Annotated in this window: 15 protein-coding genes; 7 read left to right on the top strand and 8 right to left on the bottom strand. The window is 32.4% G+C overall.

Annotated features, from left to right (window positions below):
* The first annotated feature begins 3 nt into the window (after window positions 1-3).
* The 4 genes from QVZ41_RS03660 (at window position 4) to QVZ41_RS03645 (ending at window position 4079) form a co-directional block, all read left to right on the top strand.
* Window positions 4-2019, top strand: coding sequence for a fumarate reductase/succinate dehydrogenase flavoprotein subunit (locus QVZ41_RS03660; RefSeq protein ID WP_302883190.1), 2016 nt, complete (start codon window positions 4-6; stop codon window positions 2017-2019).
* An 8-nt stretch (window positions 2020-2027) separates the two neighbouring features.
* On the top strand, window positions 2028-2768 hold the full coding sequence (locus QVZ41_RS03655) for a succinate dehydrogenase/fumarate reductase iron-sulfur subunit (protein ID WP_302883189.1): 741 nt from the start codon (window positions 2028-2030) through the stop codon (window positions 2766-2768).
* A gap of 80 nt (window positions 2769-2848) precedes the next feature.
* A complete protein-coding gene (locus QVZ41_RS03650) occupies window positions 2849-3553 on the top strand; it encodes a 2-phosphosulfolactate phosphatase (RefSeq protein ID WP_302883188.1) in 705 nt (234 codons plus the stop codon).
* 19 nt (window positions 3554-3572) lie between these two features.
* Window positions 3573-4079: a GNAT family N-acetyltransferase gene (locus QVZ41_RS03645; RefSeq protein ID WP_302883187.1), complete on the top strand. Its 507-nt coding sequence runs from the start codon at window positions 3573-3575 to the stop codon at window positions 4077-4079.
* Here QVZ41_RS03645 and QVZ41_RS03640 read toward each other — a convergent pair whose 3' ends face one another.
* Window positions 4080-4847: a TatD family hydrolase gene (locus tag QVZ41_RS03640; RefSeq protein WP_302883186.1), complete on the bottom strand. Its 768-nt coding sequence runs from the start codon at window positions 4845-4847 to the stop codon at window positions 4080-4082.
* Between the two features lie 104 nt (window positions 4848-4951).
* Here QVZ41_RS03640 and QVZ41_RS03635 point away from each other — a divergent pair, with 104 nt between their 5' ends.
* The gene (locus tag QVZ41_RS03635; protein WP_302883185.1) at window positions 4952-6865 is read left to right on the top strand and encodes a DUF3857 domain-containing protein; all 1914 of its coding nucleotides are present in this window, start codon (window positions 4952-4954) and stop codon (window positions 6863-6865) included.
* Complete coding sequence (locus tag QVZ41_RS03630) at window positions 6862-8838, top strand: transglutaminase family protein (protein WP_302883184.1); 1977 nt, start codon at window positions 6862-6864, stop codon at window positions 8836-8838. The genes QVZ41_RS03635 and QVZ41_RS03630 overlap by 4 nt, the downstream gene beginning before the upstream one ends.
* Before the next feature lie 16 nt (window positions 8839-8854).
* On the opposite strand, the gene QVZ41_RS03625 is transcribed toward QVZ41_RS03630, so the two are convergent.
* From QVZ41_RS03625 to QVZ41_RS03595, 7 genes are all read right to left on the bottom strand, one after another.
* Window positions 8855-10147: a voltage-gated chloride channel family protein gene (locus QVZ41_RS03625; RefSeq protein ID WP_302883183.1), complete on the bottom strand. Its 1293-nt coding sequence runs from the start codon at window positions 10145-10147 to the stop codon at window positions 8855-8857.
* A gap of 6 nt (window positions 10148-10153) precedes the next feature.
* Window positions 10154-10651 (bottom strand): DUF3575 domain-containing protein, encoded by a 498-nt coding sequence (locus QVZ41_RS03620; protein ID WP_302883182.1) that lies wholly within the window; start codon window positions 10649-10651, stop codon window positions 10154-10156.
* 56 nt (window positions 10652-10707) lie between these two features.
* A complete protein-coding gene (locus QVZ41_RS03615; protein ID WP_302883181.1) occupies window positions 10708-14019 on the bottom strand; it encodes a hypothetical protein in 3312 nt (1103 codons plus the stop codon).
* Window positions 14020-14175: 156 nt separating this feature from the next.
* Window positions 14176-15153, bottom strand: a complete 978-nt coding sequence (locus QVZ41_RS03610) for a polyprenyl synthetase family protein (protein WP_302883180.1) — start codon at window positions 15151-15153, stop codon at window positions 14176-14178.
* A 43-nt stretch (window positions 15154-15196) separates the two neighbouring features.
* Complete coding sequence (gene purE, locus QVZ41_RS03605; protein ID WP_302883179.1) at window positions 15197-15694, bottom strand: 5-(carboxyamino)imidazole ribonucleotide mutase; 498 nt, start codon at window positions 15692-15694, stop codon at window positions 15197-15199.
* Between the two features lie 151 nt (window positions 15695-15845).
* Window positions 15846-16994 carry a 5-(carboxyamino)imidazole ribonucleotide synthase gene (locus QVZ41_RS03600; protein ID WP_302883178.1) on the bottom strand — a complete coding sequence of 383 codons (1149 nt, stop codon included), beginning with the start codon at window positions 16992-16994 and terminating at the stop codon, window positions 15846-15848.
* Window positions 16995-17041: 47 nt separating this feature from the next.
* A complete protein-coding gene (locus QVZ41_RS03595) occupies window positions 17042-17485 on the bottom strand; it encodes a hypothetical protein (protein ID WP_302883177.1) in 444 nt (147 codons plus the stop codon).
* Window positions 17486-17604: 119 nt separating this feature from the next.
* On the opposite strand from QVZ41_RS03595, the gene greA reads away from it, so the two are divergent.
* Window positions 17605-18078 carry a transcription elongation factor GreA gene (greA, locus tag QVZ41_RS03590; protein WP_302883176.1) on the top strand — a complete coding sequence of 158 codons (474 nt, stop codon included), beginning with the start codon at window positions 17605-17607 and terminating at the stop codon, window positions 18076-18078.
* The last annotated feature ends 52 nt before the right edge of the window (window positions 18079-18130 follow it).

Genomic DNA, 18130 nt, shown 5'->3' with positions numbered 1-18130 from the left:
ACTATGGCAGTTTTAGATTCTAAAGTACCAAAAGGTCCTATCGCAGAGAAATGGACTAGTTATAAAAATCATATCGACTTAGTAAACCCAGCAAACAAACGTAATATTGACGTTATTGTAGTTGGAACTGGTTTGGCAGGAGGTTCTGCAGCAGCAACTTTGGCTGAGTTAGGATATAATGTAAAAGCATTTGCTTATCAAGATTCACCTCGTAGAGCCCACTCAATTGCAGCTCAAGGGGGAATTAACGCAGCAAAAAATTACCAAGGAGATGGAGATTCTACTTACAGATTGTTTTATGATACTGTAAAAGGAGGAGATTACCGTGCTCGTGAAGCAAACGTATATCGTTTGGCAGAAGTATCGGCAAATATTATTGACCAATGTGTGGCTCAAGGAGTACCTTTTGCACGTGATTATGGTGGATTGCTAGATAACCGTTCTTTTGGAGGGGTATTAGTATCTCGTACTTTTTACGCTAAAGGACAAACAGGACAACAATTATTATTAGGAGCTTATTCTGCAATGAACCGTCAAATTGGACGTGGAAAAATACAAATGTACAACCGTCATGAAATGATGGATGTTGTTTTGGTTGACGGAAAAGCAAGAGGAATTATTACTCGTAACTTGGTTACAGGAGAAATAGAAAGACATTCAGCACATGCTGTAGTAATTGCATCAGGAGGTTACGGAAACGTATTTTTCTTATCAACAAATGCAATGGGTTCTAATGTTTCTGCTTCATGGAAAATCCATAAAAAAGGAGCTTTCTTTGCAAACCCATGTTACACGCAAATTCACCCAACATGTATTCCAGTTTCTGGAGATCATCAGTCTAAATTAACATTGATGTCTGAGTCTTTACGTAACGATGGACGTATTTGGGTTCCTGCAAAATTAGAAGATGCAAAAGCGATTAGAGAAGGAAAGAAAAAACCGACTGATTTGTCTGAAGCAGAAAGAGATTATTACTTAGAAAGAAGATATCCTGCTTTTGGAAACTTAGTACCACGTGATGTTGCATCGAGAGCTGCAAAAGAACGTTGTGATGCTGGTTTTGGAGTAAATGCAACAGGAGAGGCAGTTTATTTAGATTTTGCTGCTGCCATAGAGCGTTACGGAAGAGAACAAGCATTGATTCATGGAGATCACAATCCTAGTGCTGAAAAAATAGATAAATTAGGAAAAGAAATCGTAAAAGCTAAATACGGTAACTTATTCCAAATGTATGAGAAAATTGTAGACGAAGATCCTTACAATACACCAATGATGATATATCCTGCAGTACACTATACTATGGGAGGTGTTTGGGTTGATTATAACTTAATGACAACCATTCCTGGATGTTACTGTATTGGTGAGGCAAACTTCTCAGATCATGGAGCTAACCGTTTAGGAGCATCTGCATTAATGCAAGGATTGGCTGATGGATATTTTGTGTTACCATATACTATTGGAGATTATTTATCTAACGATATTAGAACAGGAAAAATATCAACAGACTTACCAGAGTTTGAAGAAGCTGAAAAATCTGTGAAAGAACAAATCAATTTCTTCGTTAACAACAATGGAACAAAATCTGTAGACCATTTCCACAAACGTTTAGGTAAAATTATGTGGAACAAAGTAGGTATGGCTCGTAATGCTAAAGGATTGACTGAGGCAATGGCTGAAATTAAAGCTTTACGTGAGGAGTTCTGGAAAGAAGTAAAAGTACCAGGATCTGCTGATACTTATAACGAAGAGTTAGCAAAAGCAGGACGTGTAGCAGATTTCTTAGAATTAGGAGAGTTGTTTGCAAAAGATGCTTTGGTAAGAGAAGAGTCCTGTGGAGGTCACTTCCGTGAAGAATCTGCTGAAACTGAAGGACCACAACAAGGAGAAGCAAAACGTGATGATGTAAACTTTGCATTTGTTTCGGCTTGGGAATATAAAGGAGAGCCTGCTGATGCAGTGCTACATAAAGAACAATTAGAGTTTAACGATATCGAGTTGAAAACGAGATCATACAAATAAGAAAGAATATGAAACTTACTTTAAAAATTTGGCGTCAAAAAGATGCTAACGATAAGGGTCAAATGGTTGATTATAAGATTAATGATGTTTCACCAGATATGTCTTTCTTAGAAATGTTAGATGTATTAAACGAACAAATTATCAATGAAGGTGGTGAGCCTGTAGCATTTGATCACGACTGTAGAGAAGGAATTTGTGGAATGTGTTCGTTATTTATTAATGGAGAAGCACATGGGCCAGATAGAGGAATTACTACTTGTCAGTTACACATGAGAAAGTTTAAGGATGGAGACACTATTTATATAGAGCCTTTCCGTGCAAAAGCATTCCCAGTAATTAAAGATTTAGTGGTAGACCGTTCTGCTTTTGATAGAATCCAACACCAAGGAGGATTTATTTCTGTAAATACTTCAGGAAATACTCAAGATGCAAACTCATTACCAATTTCTAAACATGCTGCTGATGAAGCGATGGATGCTGCAACTTGTATTGGTTGTGGTGCTTGTGTAGCTACTTGTAAAAACTCGTCTGCAATGTTATTTGTAGGAGCTAAAGTATCTCAATATGCATTGTTACCTCAAGGACAAGTAGAAGCTGCTGACCGTGTACGTAACATGGTTGCGCAAATGGATGCTGAAGGTTTTGGTAACTGTACAAACACAGGAGCTTGTGAGGTTGAATGTCCTAAAGGAATTTCTTTAGACAACATTGCTCGTATGAATCGTGAATTCTTTAAAGCAAATATTTAAGATTTAAAACCTTAGAATATATACAATCCCCTTTGATATTTTTCAAAGGGGATTTTTATTTTTGATAGATAAATAAAAAAATGAAAAACATAGAAGTAGTAGTAGCTCCAGAAATCACTCCAAATTATGAAGTGGAAGGTAAGTTGGTGGTGATCATAGATATTTTTAGAGCCACAACAACCATTGTTACTGCCATGGCAAATGGTGTAAAGGAAGTAAAAACTTGTTTAGAAGTAGAAGATTGCATTGCCTTAAAAAAGCAAGGTTTCATAGTGGGTGGTGAAAGAGATGGTGTAAAGGTTGATGGAATGGATGTAGACAATTCTCCCTTGTCTTTTTTAGATGGAACATATGCCCATCAAAAGTTTGCTATTTCTACAACCAACGGAACCAAAGCTATAGACATGTCTTTAAAGGCAAAAGAAATCATTATAGGAACGTTTGCTAATTTATCTGCCATAAATGAATATATCAACCTATCAGATTTAGATGTTTTATTGGTATGCGCTGGTTGGAAAGGCAAAATGAGTACAGAAGATTTCATGTTTGCTGGGGCTGTAATAGCAAGTTTGCCAGAGCAATATTGTTCCGCAGATAGTGCAGATATTGCTAAGAGTTATTTTTTAAAATATGTATCAAATTACAAAGAGAAATTAGATACTTGTGAGCATGCTTTCCGTTTAAAAAAATTAGGCAAACAGGATAATATAGATTTTTGCGTTCAGAAAGATTTATATAAAATTGTTCCAAAATACAATACAATCACTAAAACTTTTGTGCTGTAAAATTAAATGAGAATTATAAATGAAGAATCAGTTTAGAAAAGCTACGTTGGATGATGTGATTGCTATATGGGATATTTTAAAACAAGCCATAGAAAGAAGAAAGCAAGAAGGAAGTAATCAGTGGCAAGATGGATATCCAAATCTAGAAGTCATTAAAAAAGATATTGAGAAGCATGTTGGTTTTGTTTTAACAGAAAATGAAACAATTGTTGGTTATGCAGCGGTGTTAATAAACGATGAACCTGAATATGAAAATATAAAGGGCAAATGGTTAACAGATGATGATTTTGTAGTCTTTCATAGGGTTGCGATTTCAGAAAATCATTTAGGAAAAGGATTGGCTAAAAAAATGATGAGTTGCATTGAACAATATGCTCTAGACAATGATATATATAGTATAAAAGCCGATACCAATTTTGATAATGTGGCCATGCTTGGTATTTTTAAAAAATTGGGATATGCCTATTGTGGTAAAGTTTATTTTAGAAATAGTCCAAGAGAGGCATATGAAAAAAGTTTAAAATAACTAAATCCCATAAATATCAATACTATTTTGTGTTGTAATGGCTGCAATTTCTTTTAAACTTTTTTGATAAATAGTAGCAAGTTTTTCGGCAACATTTATCACGTATACAGACTCATTTCTTTTTCCTCTAAAAGGAGTAGGGGCTAAATAAGGAGCATCAGTTTCTAATACAATATGTTCTAAAGGAATTTCTGATAAAAACTGATCTATTTTTCCGTTTTTAAAAGTGGCTACTCCACCAATTCCTAGCTTTAAATTATATTCGATGGCTTTTTTGGCATCTTCTAAGGTTCCTGTAAAACAATGGAAAATTCCGAATAATTTGTCGGATTTTTCTTCTTCTAAAATCTCAAAAACTTCTTTAAAAGCATTTCTACAGTGAATGTTTATAGGAAGTCCTAACTCTTTTGCCCATTGTATTTGGGTTTTAAAGGCTTGCTTTTGTTGATTGATGTAAGTATCATCCCAATACAAATCAATTCCAATTTCTCCAACAGCCACAAACTTTCCAGTTTCTAACCACTCACGAGCAATGGCCAATTCTTCTTTATAATTTTCTTTAATATGGGTAGGATGAACCCCCATCATTAAATGCACGTTGTTAGGGAAAGTTTCTGCAACATTAAACATGCTTTGAGTGTAATTTGAATCTACAGAAGGAATAAACAAACGTTTTACACCAGCTTTAATGGCACGCTGAATCATTTCATTTCTATCTTCATCAAATTGTTCGCTGTTTAAGTGTGTGTGGGTATCTGTAAAAATCATTGGAAAAGCTTTTGGCAAAAATAAATGTTTAAGATTAAAATAAGCATCAATTTCAATTTTGTATAAATCAAAAAAAGACTATTTTGTGCAAAAAAATATAAGCTATGAATTTGATACATAAAGTTGCGACACTATTATTGTGTTCGCCAATACTTTTATTTGGTCAAAAAAAAGATTATTCCATCACTTCAATTCCTAAAGACTTAAAAGAAAATGCTGATGCTATTATACGGTTGTCTAAGTATAATATTCTTATAAAAGACGAAAAAAGCATGGTGGTGTCTTATACAAAGGCTGTTACCGTTCTTAATTCTGATGGAAATAAACACGTAGACTATTATCAAACATATAGTGACGATTCTAAAATATCGGACATTTCTGCGGTAGAGTACAATGCTTTTGGAGTAGAAACCAGAGAGTATTCTAAAAAGCAATTTCAAGACAGAAGTGCTGTTTCTGGTTTTTACTCGGACACAAGAGTGAAATTTTTAGATTTTACCCCAAGAACGTATCCTTACACGTTAGAATTTCAATACGAGTTTAAAACAAAAACAACAGCATTTATACCTGATTGGTTTCCTATTGAAGGTTATAATGTAAGTGTAGAAAAGAGTGAGTTCATATTGAATAATCCTGAGAATTTTACCCTTCTAAAAAAAGAAAAAAACATAGTAGGTAGTCAGGTTCAAAATTTATCAAAAGATGGAGTTATTCACTATTTATTGGAAAATGAGAAAGCTGTAAAAAGAGAAAGTTATGCTTTGGGTTTAGAGGAAGTTTTACCAGGTGTAAATATTGGTTTAACTAATTTTTCATTAAAAGGTTTTACTGCATCTGGCGTTAATAACTGGTCTCAATTTGGAAAGTGGTTAAGAGAAAATTTATACAATTCTCAAATTGAGTTAGAGGAAGCTACAAAAGTTGAGATTCAAAATTTAGTAAAAGACGAACCAGATACACTAAAAAAAGCAAAGCTAGTTTATGAATATATGCAAAATAAAACAAGATATGTTTTTGTTGGAATTGGAGTAGGAGGTTGGCAACCTACCCCTGCAAGTGATGTGGATAGATTGGGTTATGGAGACTGTAAAGGATTATCAAACTATACAAAAGCGTTGTTGAATGCGGTTGGAATAGAATCAAATTGGGTATTGGTCTATGCTAAAAATAGAAGAGATTTTGATAAAGAATTTATAGGTATTCAAGGAAATCATATGATTTTAAATATTCCCAAAATAAATCACGGAAAAGATGTTTGGTTAGAATGTACCAGTCAAACCATTCCTTTTGGTTTTTTGGGTGATTTTACCGATGATAGAGATGTACTTGTATTAGAAAAAGACGGTGGAGTTATTAAGCACACGCCAAAATATAAAGATACAAATAACACTCAAGTATCTAATGTTGTTGTCAATTTAGATAGTTTAGGAAATATAAAAGCTGATTTAAATATTGTTTCTAAAGGAATTCAGTACAGCGATAAATATCATCATGAAACTGAAACAGAAAGGGATTTAAATAAGTATTATAAATCATCAAGATGGAGTTATGATAATAATCTGTCTCTTAACAATTATGAATTTGTAAATAACAAGGATAGCTTAGAATTTACTGAAAAACTAAAGGTTGATATTCAAAAATTCGCTCCTTTTATGGGTGAGGAAATGATGTTAAGAATGAATGTTTTTAACATGTATAGAAGATCTCCAAAAAAACAGAAAGACAGAAAACAGCCTTTTCAAATTAATACGGGCTTTGTAGATGTTGATACCACATTGGTAAACCTTCCAAAAAACTTTATAACAGATGGCATTCCTCCAAATAAGACTATTAAAAATAAATTTGGAAACTATAATGTGTCTATTGTAAAAGTTGATGAGCATACATTAAAATATACAAGATCCTTTTATTTAAAAGAAGGAAGGTATCCTAAAGAAGAGTATAGTGCCTATTGTGAATTTATTGAAACTATTAGAAAACACGATAATTTAAAAATTGTATTAAAAAGAGAAAAATGAAAAAACTAGTATTACTAACAATTTCGGTTTTAAGTTTTGCCAATGTAGGAGCTCAAGACCGAAGATTCGGAAAAATAACCAAAGAAGAATTAAAAGAAGAAGTTTGCTCTATAGATTCTATTGCAGAAGCTGCTTATTTGTACAAAACCAAAGAGGTAACCTTTGAGTATGATAAAGATAAAGGATTTCAGAAAATTGTAAAAGTTCATCATATTATCAAAATATACAATGAAGATGGCTTTGATTATGGGAATCAATCCATTAGATTTTATGCAAAAAGCAATAGAACTGAAGATAAATTAAGTAGAATTAAAGCTACCACGTACAATTTAGTGAATGGTAAAATTGAAGAGACTGATGTAGAAAAAAAAGAAATGTACACAGATGAAAACAATGAATACTATAGCTACAAAAAAATTGCTTTTCCGAATGTAAAAAAAGGAAGTATTGTTGAGTTGTCATATGAATTAAGATCTGTTTTTTGGGATATTGATGACTTTAAAATTCAGGAAGAAATTCCTATTAAATTTATTTATCACAGTACAAGAATTCCAGAATATTTTGGGTTTAAAAAAAGTTCTAAAGGATATATGTCGTTGTCTCCTAAGGTTGAAAATAAGTATAATAGAATTTTATTTGGAACAGGGGTAGAACAATCAAGAGTTGATTATACTGAAGAGGAAACTGTTTTTAAAGGCGAAAATATATTGGCTCTTAAAGATGATGAGCCTTTTACAGCAAGTTATAAAGATTATGTAGGAACTATTGGTTATGAATTGTCTTATGTAGATTTTCCTAATTCTATTATAGAACACTACTCAACTTCTTGGGAGTCTGTTTGCGAAAAATTATATGACTATAGTAGTTTTGGGTCTCAATTAAAAAAGCACTCTTATTTTTCAGATGATTTAGAAAAAGTAATTGCTGGTAAAGAAACAGAAGAGGAAATTATTCCGGCTATTTTTAATTTTGTGAAATCAAAAGTTACTTGGGATGGATATACAGGTATTTATACACATGAAGGAGTTGTAGATGCTTATAAAAAAGGAACGGGAAGTATTGCAGATATCAATTTAATGTTGGTGGCCATGTTAAGAGAAGCAGGAATAAATGCAAATCCTGTTTTGTCAAGTACCAAGGGACATGGAACACCATTATATCCTACACTAGAAGGTTTAAATTATGTAATGGCAGCAGTTGAAAGTAAACAAGGAGTTAGGGTTTTATTAGATGCCAGTGATCCTTATCACGCTATTAATTTTTTACCTTCAAGAGCTATGAATTGGGAAGGTAGGCTTTTGTATAAAAGAGGGCAAACGTTTAGTGTTCCTTTAACCAACGCAAAAAAATCTCAAGAAAATTTTATTCTCAATGCTGTCTTTGATGAAAACTTTAATTTAAAATGTAGTTTACAAAGTAAAATTACAGATAGAGAAGCTTTTAGTTTTAGAAAAAAATACAACCGATTAAGTGATGAAAAATTTAAAGAGAAATTAAAAAGTGATTATCACATGAATGTGGTGTCTTATGAAATTAAGAACAAACATAATTTATCAAAACCTATTATGTTTAAAGCCGAAGTTGAAGGGAGTAATTTTTGTGAAACCATTAATGGTAAAAAGTATATCAATCCTATGTTGTTTTTTAAAGAAACAGAAAATCCATTTACTTTAGAAACTAGAAAATATCCTGTTGATTTGGTTGCTCCTTATGCTGAAACAAGATCTATTAATATTACCATTCCAAAAGGTTATAAGGTGGTTTCTATCCCTAAAGGATTATATGCTAAAATGAGTGATAATAAAGGAAGTTATAAGTATTTAATTCAGCAAATGGGTGATAAAATTATTTTAATGTCTGTAAAAGAATTTAATACGGGTATAATTTTACCAACCCAATATGCAGAGTTAAAAGAACTTTATTCTGGAATGATAGCTAAAAATAAAGAGCAAATTGTGTTAGAGAAAATATAAAATATAATGCGAGGTGTTATTTTCTATCAATTTCATGGATTTTAACACCTTCTTCTTTTGAATATTTATCAGTTTTGGCAACCCCAACTATTTGAGAACTATAGATTCCTGTATGTCCAGAAAAAATATAAGCAGTTACACAGGCAATGGCAATATAAACACCACCTTCCATACCAAACAATTCAATTCCCATTAAAGTACAAGCAATAGGGGTGTTGGTAGCTCCAGAAAAAACAGCTACAAATCCCATTCCTGCTAATAAGCCAATAGGCAAGGGAACAAACATAGAAAGTGCACTACCCAAAGTGGCTCCAATAAAAAACAAAGGGGTTACTTCTCCACCTTTAAATCCAAAGGCAATACAAAAAGTGGTTAAAATAATTTTAATGGCAAAATCGTAACTATTCATCGTGGTGTTAAACGATTCTAAAATGGTAGGAATTCCTAATCCTATATATTTAGTACCTATAAAATAAATTAAAATAGCCATGGCTGTTCCACCAATAACTGGTCGTAGTGGTGGATATTTAATGTATTTTGAAAATTGTCCAAAGAATTTTACACCTTTAGAAAAAAAAGTACTCACAATTCCGAATAAAATTCCTGCAAAAATGCACCAAAAAAAGTTCAAGGTATTTAATTTAGGAACCACATCAATATGATAATGAGTATGGGGAACGTGTAAATAATGTGACACTTCTCTAGAAACATAATTAGAAACTACAGCGACCAATAAACAAGGTAAAATGGCATTGTATTTTATTTTTCCAATTAATAAAACTTCTAAAGCAAATACAGCTCCTGCCAAAGGGGTTCCAAACAATCCAGCAAAACCACTACTAATTCCCATTAGGATAATAATTCGTCTGTCGTGTTTATTCATTTTAAACCATCCTGAAAACTGATCAGCAATAGCACCACCAATTTGTACAGCAGTTCCCTCTCGACCTACAGAAGCTCCAAATAAATGAGAGACCACCGTTCCTAAAAAAATAAGCGGAGCCATTTTAAAAGGAATAATGTCTTTAGGTGTGTTTAACTCTTCTAAAAGTTGATTATTTCCCTTGGCTACAGATTGACCGTAATAATGGTACAAAAGCCCTACAAACAATCCTCCAATAGGTAATAACCAAATAATTACTTTGTTTGCTTCACGGTAATGAGTAGCCCAATTTAAAGATACTAATAAAGCTGCTGAAGCAATACCAACCAACGAACCAATCACTAGTGAAAACCCTAACCATTTAATGAATTCTTTGGTAATGGATGGATAATCAGAAATAGTGTATTGTTTTCGAAATCGGTTCATGATTTTTTAGAATTGTTTACCTACACTTATTCCAAATCTAGGAACAAATTGCCTAGAAACACTAGAGTTAAATAAGTTTCTACCAATTCCAGCATTAATTTCAAAAATATATCCATTTCTAGAAACATGTTTGGCTCCTGCTCCTAGACCCAATGCAAAATCAGAGTAATTTTTAGTATCTCCAAATTCATCTTCTTCAGTTTCTGCAAAATTTAAAGTTCCAAATAGTTCACCAAAAACATCAAACCCTCCTGTATCAGTTAAAAATTGACGAAAATATGGCGTGATTTGAAAATCTTCGTTATATCTAAAATCATTGCTTTTAGGCTCGAAGTTGATGAATAAAGAAAGTCCCATAGAAGCTTCATCATTTAATTGATGCTCATAAGAAACATCCAAAGTTCTTAAGACTAAAATATCTAAAAGGTCAACTTTAATTTCGCTGTTTTGTGCAGAAATATTTAGTGTACACAACAAAACATACAGAAATAATACTTTTTTCATGGGTAAATTTTTATAATTCAAAAATAGGTCATTTTTATGAGGTCGCCTAATTCCTTTTAAAAGTTAGCCCTTAATTGTATGCTACCAGTATGAATGGCGTTACTTGCGATGTTTTTTCGTCCATTGTAGCTAATACTAAGGTCTAACAGTTGGGTTAGTTTTTTTTGTACAATTAATGACCAGGTATAGTTTCTATTGGGTTGTAGTCCTTCTAAAATTCTATACGAGGCCGGCGTGTTAATAGGTCCGTTGTAGTTGTTTTCAATCAAATTAATCGTGGCTATTACAGACCCTTTACTGGCATTGTTATAATTGTATTCTAAACCAAAATCATGACTTTTTAACGATTCTAATCCTAAATTATTATACTCATCTCTATAAGTATATTTGGTTTCAATGGTAGAAAATTCATCTTTTAAAAAACTAATTGATTGGTTGATTTCTTTAGAAAGAATGTTAAAATTTCTACTATTAAAACTAGTGCTTGTATTGTTGTTAATTTCCGTATTTGCTGTAGTGACAATAATCCATGAACCTAAAATATTGTGTTGAAAATTAAGTTCGTGTATCTTTTGAGTAGCGGTTTGAAAATCGCTGCTGATGTTTTGCGTGTTTTTGTTATTCTGAAATGTATATGTAGTGCTGTAATTTTGTAACCCTCTATTAAAAAACAAGCTGGTTCTTATGTTTTGTTGCAAGCCTATTACCTGTTCATTTTTGATGTCAAAAGGATTGATGTTGAATTTTTTTCCATCTTTTAGCTGGTCTTTATTGATGATCATACTAGACTGATTGGAAAAATGAGATAGGGTTTTTAACCACTTGGATGTTTTGTTCTTAAACTGAATAAAATTGATAAATACAGATTGACTTAACTTGGCTTTTTGTGTAGCCACCCTGTTGATATTAGGTAACATTACACGTAAATAATTGGCTTGATCGGTAAATTGTGCCACTTCAAATTCATCAAAATCTTTAATTCCGTTGTTGTTTAAATCCCCTAAATAAGTATAATATCCTTGTCCTGGTTCTACCTCTATATAGGTAAAGTTTTGTTGGGGAGTGCTTCCCGAAGTGGTTTCGTAAACGGTTGCCCAACGTAAAATATTCTTAAAAAATTGTTGGGTATATTGGGCTCTTCCATTAAAAACATCTATATCATCTGTATAAAAGTGTTGTACTTTTCGGTAGTTGATAAACGTTTTTAAAGAAGTTTGTTCCGTTTTAATTAATTGACTTTCGATGGAATAATTCTTTGCCTTTTGAACTTTTACAGATTTGTTTGTCCTTACGCTGTCTATTTGAGTGATGTCAAAACCAAATTTAGAATACACTTTGGTAGAATCTCCAACACCGAGAACCAATCCTGTTTTTATCAGTTTTTGATTGTTGATGTTTAAAGTATTTGTTTGTGTGTTTTCTTGTTGATTGTCCTCGTAATTCAACAGTCCTGTTATCCATGCTTTTTTAAGTTGATATTTTAAAGTAGAGATGTTTCTAGTAAAATATCCTTGTTCACTTCCATTGGTACTTTTTAAATAACTGGTTTGAGTGTTTAAAATGGCTTTTCCAAAATGGTTATAAGAGTTTAATCCAGCTTTATAACCTGTGAAAATATTACCTAGTTTTAAATAATCAGTGTTGAAAGTAATTTTATGTTGATTGGTGTTTTTGGTAACCAAAGCGTTTCTAATATAGGTTTGATTTCCTAAAAAGTTTGGCGTTAAATTCACATTAATATTCCAATCTCTGTTAAATTCTGCGTTATAAATACGTTCAATGTTTTTAAAATATTTTTGTACAAAATCTACTTCTAATAAGTTATGAGTTTTCCATTTTTGCTCACTTATTTGCTGTTGCCAAGTTAAGGTGGTTGCCAATCCATGGTTTTGATTGTCATCTTTTGATGAAAATAAATTACGATCATTATTACTGTAAGCAACTTCAGAATTGATAAAAGAGTTGTTGTTGATTTGATAACCTGCTTTTACCACTGCTATTTGTAGTTTGGTAGGGGCAATCAACAATGTTACAGGTGAATAATCTCCTAAGTTTGCACCCACATATTCATAAATAGTTCCTGTTGCGGTGGTTTGGCTAATAGCATAATCTCCATTGTTAGTTCCTACATAACTAAACAGAACGTTAAATAAATTGGCATTTTCATCAGTGCTAAACTCAAAATTCCCTGTATTATTTTTAATGTATTGAATCCTGTTTTCATCGTAGTCTGTGGCTACAGCACTATTGGCAATCATTTGAGAGGGATCGTTTCCGGCTTGTTGTAAAACTAGTTTTTGTTCATCACTTAAATTTTGTTGCAAAGGTTGACTTTTAACATCGTTTTCGTTGTAAAAATAAGTTCCAATCGTAAATTTTTCATTTTGATAAGTAGCTCCATCGTGGGTGACAAAACGATTGTAATTTCTATCACTATACTGAAAATCAATAATAATTCTTTGCGAAGCGTTGATAGGAAAAGTAGATGTAAAAGTAATTTCGGCAGTGTTATAATCAATGGTGTAATCGTGTTGTTCACCTCTTTTGAGGGTAATTCCATTTACATAAATGGTTTCACTACCAGAAATTACTACAATATTTTGTTCTCCGTTACTTCCAAATAATTTATAAGGTCCTTGATTTCCTTCTACAGCACTAATGTTTTGTGTAGTAAACTTTCCTTTTACCAAAGCTCCAGAAGCGGTGATAAACGTTTTTTGATCTCCATCATCTAAAACAACATCAACCTTTGCTCCATTAATTTTTTTAGTGAAATTTAAAAAGTAACTATCCTTATTTGATAAATCAACATCTCCAGCTTTAATGTTCCAGATGTCGGTAAATAGTTCAATAAAAACTCTATCAAATTCATTAATACTCTGTGATATTCCGTTTTCTTGAATGGGTAAATTAGAGTCTTTAATACTGGCTCTAATTTTTAAGTTTTCTGATAAATTTCCGGTAATTTGTAAATCTAATCCTGAGTTTAACACCGATCCTTGATTGTTTCCTACCGTAATTCCTCTAGTGATGTTTCCATAAGTATTTAAATCTCCAAAAAAATCACTTTTATCATAAGTTTTTCCCAAAGAGTAAGTGTTTGCTGAGGGAGTCGCTTTTGGAATGATTAAATTTTTATCAAACGGACTGTAAGTTTGTGTTAAAAAGGAGGGGTAATTAAAGTAGCTAACTTTTATTTTTTGAGGCGTTTTATTGTAAAAATAAAGTTGTCCTTTTTGTGGGTTTAAATAGTATTGGGTTGATGGAATAATGTTTCCATTAAGGTCTTTTACTTCAAAATTTACAGGACTAATGGCAACGTTTTCTAGTGTAATGGTATCTTGACTAGTAGTAAGATTTTTAGTCACACGGTTTTTGTTTACTATTTGCCCAAAAGAGCTATAGCAGAGGAAATAGAAGAAAATAAATTTGAATACTTTCATTAATTAACAAACGTCTGTAGAACTAATTTAGTGAACTATTTGTCAAAAAACGATTTTGAGATTTTGAGGTATAAAAATGATTTATTTTTTACGTTCCACCACGTAATCAATCATAGTTAGCAAAGATTCTTTGTACTCAGTATCTGGATACGTATTTAAAATGTCCAAGGCTTTGTTTTTGTAATCGTGCATTTTGTTAGTGGTATAAGTTAACCCATCATTGTCTTTAACAAACTGAATCACTTCTTTTACTCTCTTTTTGTCGGTATTATGATTTTTTACAGAGTTAATTAACCACTTACGTTCTTTATCACTACAAATATTTAAGGTGTGAATTAAAGGCAAAGTCATTTTTTGTTCTTTGATATCAATTCCAGTAGGTTTTCCTATTTGTTCATCAGAATAATCAAATAAATCATCTTTTATCTGAAAAGCAATACCGATGTATTCTCCAAACAAACGCATTTTATCAACCTCTTCTTTATTCGCTCCTACGGAGGCTGCTCCAATTCCGCAACAAGCAGCAATTAAAGTGGCTGTTTTTTGCCTGATGATTTCAAAATAAACATCCTCAGTAATGTCTAAACGTCTGGCTTTTTCTATTTGTAACAATTCTCCTTCACTCATTTCTCGCACCGCAATAGAAATTAGTTTAAGAATGTCAAAATCATCATTGTCAATGCTTAGTAACAATCCTTTGGAAAGTAAAAAATCACCTACCAAAACGGCAATTTTATTTTTCCATAAAGCATTGATAGAAAAGAAACCTCTACGTTTGTTGCTATCATCCACCACATCATCGTGAACCAAGGTTGCGGTGTGAATTAATTCAATTACAGCAGCTCCACGATAGGTTCTTTCGTTAAAGTTTCCGTTGGAGACCATTTTAGCAACAAGAAACACAAACATTGGTCGCATTTGTTTCCCTTTTCTACGAACAATGTAGTGGGTAATACGATTTAACAACGGTACTTTGGTAGCCATGGCTTCTTTGAATTTGTCTTCAAAGGCGGCCATTTCTTTATAAATAGGTTGTTGAATGCGTTCTGTTATTTTCATTCCGTGAGGATGCGTTGTTAAGGTATAAACTTATGAAAAAGTTTTATTTTTCTTGTTGAGAAGATTTTACTCTTTCTGCAGCTTCAATTACTTTGGTTTTTAATCCTTCTTTATAAGCGACTATGCTGTCTAAAACAGTACTGTTACTTGCTCCAATAATTTGAGCGGCTAAAATTCCAGCGTTTTTTGCTCCGTTTAAAGCAACGGTTGCTACAGGAACGCCTCCAGGCATTTGTAAAATAGACAATACAGAATCCCAACCATCAATAGAATTGCTAGATTTTACTGGTACTCCAATTACAGGTAATGGACTCATACTAGCCACCATTCCTGGTAAATGTGCAGCTCCACCTGCTCCTGCAATAATTACAGAAACGCCTCTTTTGTGAGCATTGGTAGAAAAATCGAATAATTTTTCTGGGGTTCTGTGTGCAGAAACAATATCTACTTCTGTTTCTATTTCAAATTCTTTTAAAATATCAATGGCTTCTTGCATTACTGGTAAATCTGAATCAGACCCCATTACGATTGCTACTTTCATTGTTTTTAGTTTTTAAAGTTGAATAGTTTATAAAGTTAAAAAGTAGTTGTTTATATAAAACTTTTTAATCTTGTAGTAACTATTACTGATTTTGTTCTGAAAGTAAGTTTTGTACAACTTTACAAACTTTTAACTTTCTAACTTTTATTACTTATTTTGATATTACTTTAACTGTATTTTTAACCAACTCAGCTGTTTTACGAGCAATGTTGATGTCTTTATTTACAATGGTTACATGTCCCATTTTACGGAAAGGTTTGGTTGTTTTTTTTCCATAAATATGTGGCGTTACACCGTCTATTTTTAAAATATCGGTAATGTTTTCATATACTACATTTCCTTCGTAACCTTCAGCACCTACCAAGTTCACCATAATTCCGGCTAATTTACTGTCTGTATTTCCTAACGGTAAATTTAAAATGGTACGTAAATGTTGCTCAAACTGACTGGTGTGTGAAGCTTCAATACTATAATGTCCACTATTGTGGGTTCTTGGAGCTACTTCGTTAATAATGATGTCATCATTTTCTGTTTGAAACATTTCTACGGCTAATAAACCAACATGTTTAAAAGCATTGGCAACATCCATAGCAACCCTACGTGCTTTGGCGGCTACTTCATCACTAATACGAGCAGGACAAATAACATATTCTACTTGGTTAGCTTCTGGATGGAATTCCATTTCTACCACTGGATATGTTTTTACTTTACCATCGGCATTTCTGGCAACAATAACTGCTAATTCGTTTTTAAAAGGAATTAAATCTTCGGTAATACATTCCGTATCAGGTAAATTGTTGATGTCATCAACAGAACGAACTATCTTCACGCCCATTCCATCATATCCAAATTGAGCAGATTTCCATACAAATGGGAATTCAGTCAAATTAGCTGCTTTTAACTCTGCTAAAGAATTAAAACGCTGATGGGGAGAAGTAGGAATATTTTTTTCTTTATAAAAGTCCTTTTGTTTTCCTTTGTGTTGAATGGTTTCTATGACTCTTGGTTGCGGATATACTTTAACCCCTTCTTCTTCAAGTTTGTATAAAGCCTGAATATTTACGTGCTCAATTTCTATGGTAAGTACATCTACTTTTTTACCAAAACGATATACGTCGTTATAGTCTAGTAGGTTACCTATAAAAAATTCATTGCAATAAGGTGCGCAAGGAGCATCTTTAGAGCTGTCTAAAATACAGGTATGAACATCAAATTTTTGAGTTTCTGCTAAAAGCATACGCCCCAATTGACCTCCGCCAAGAACTCCTAATTTAAAGTCAGAAGAAAAATAATTTTCCATGAAATAATATTTGGTCGCAAAAGTACGAATAATGAAGGAATTTCTGTTTAAAAATTGGTGATTCTCACCACGCCACCCTCAAGATATGCATTATATTCTCTTAAATAATACTCTGTTTCTCCAATGGTAACTCCATTTATGTATTGGGTAAACCTAATATCATCATCACCACAACCAGCACAAGACATTTCTCCCGTGGCTTCATCAACGTCCATAGGAATATTGCACTCACTAGGTTTTGTGTAAGGACAACCTAAGTCGAAAGCTCTATAGGTGTTGTTTCCATCAAAATTAAAAACAATAATTCCCTGAGATCCTTGTCCTGATATAATAACATGCTGTCCTACAATACTTATAAAATCAGTATTAACATATGTATTTACATTTACATAAGGAACTAAAGTGTTGCGCTGATTAAAATCGTTTTTTATACAAGAGGTTAAAACCAAGAAAAAACTAAATAAAATAACTTTTTTAACTAAGAGATTCATCTTTAAAATAATTATGCAGTAAAGATACAGCAATTTTTTAGCTTCCGATTATTTCCATATATTTGTGTATGTCTCATTTCCAAATGGTAATGAGATTTTTTTGTTAAAATATAAAGACGATGAGTGAAGTATCATACTATTCTGAAGAAGGATTTAAGAAATTAAAACAAGAATTAGAATTTTTAGAGCAAACAGAACGCCCTAGAGTTTCTAATGAAATTGCGGAAGCTAGAGATAAGGGAGATTTGAGTGAAAATGCAGAGTATCATGCTGCAAAGGAGGAACAATCTTTATTAGAACTAAAAATAGCAAAACTAAAAAATGTAGTAGCCAATGCTCGTATTTTAGATGAATCGCAAATAGACACTTCTAAAATATTAGTGCATTCTAAAGTAAAAATTAAGAATGTGGCTAATGGAATGGAATTTAACTATCAGTTGGTGGCAGATTCTGAAACGGATATTCGTAATGGAAAATTATCTGTAAATTCTCCTATTGGTAAAGGTTTGTTAGGTCATAAGCAAGGAGAAATTGCCGAAATTAAAGCCCCAAACGGAGTGATGAAATTCGAAATTGTTGAAATTTCTAGATAGTTTTTTAATACAAAGTACATAGTAATATGTATTCGGTTAGTTATTAATTATT

This window comes from Wenyingzhuangia gilva, from assembly GCF_030519655.1.
Lineage (GTDB): Bacteria > Bacteroidota > Bacteroidia > Flavobacteriales > Flavobacteriaceae > Wenyingzhuangia > Wenyingzhuangia gilva.
This window is presented reverse-complemented; position numbering and strand designations above follow the sequence as displayed.